This window comes from Cobetia sp. SIMBA_158 (genome assembly GCF_046566945.1).
GTDB lineage: Bacteria > Pseudomonadota > Gammaproteobacteria > Pseudomonadales > Halomonadaceae > Cobetia > Cobetia amphilecti.
This window is the reverse complement of the sequence record NZ_JAWJYL010000580.1, coordinates 1-260: the sequence shown is the minus strand read 5'-3', so window position 1 is coordinate 260 and position 260 is coordinate 1. Positions and strand designations below refer to the sequence as shown.

Annotated in this window: 1 protein-coding gene; it reads right to left on the bottom strand. The window is 37.7% G+C overall.

All coding sequences use genetic code 11. From position 1 onward, the window contains the following. Window positions 1–238, bottom strand: a 238-nt coding sequence (locus R2R70_RS21150) for a hypothetical protein (RefSeq protein ID WP_410979075.1), incomplete at its 3' end; no start/stop codon positions are given. Window positions 239–260 lie beyond the last annotated feature (22 nt).

Sequence of the window (260 nt, the reverse complement as noted above, 5' to 3'; positions counted from 1 at the left end):
CGAGCGGTTGACAAAACTTAATACAAATATGTGCAAGTGCCTGATAAGGAGCAATTAAGTTGCCTTGTTTATAGCTTGCATCAAATAAAGCAATGTCACTATTAATTTGCTCAAGTACAGTAATATTTAGGCGATTAACGGCATTTTGCACCGGCCCTTGCTGATTTTTCCAAATGGCATTTTGTTTAAATAAGCTGGCGATTGGCTCACCATTTAACAATCCCAATTGCACATTCATCAAGGTGTTGAGCTCTTTTGTA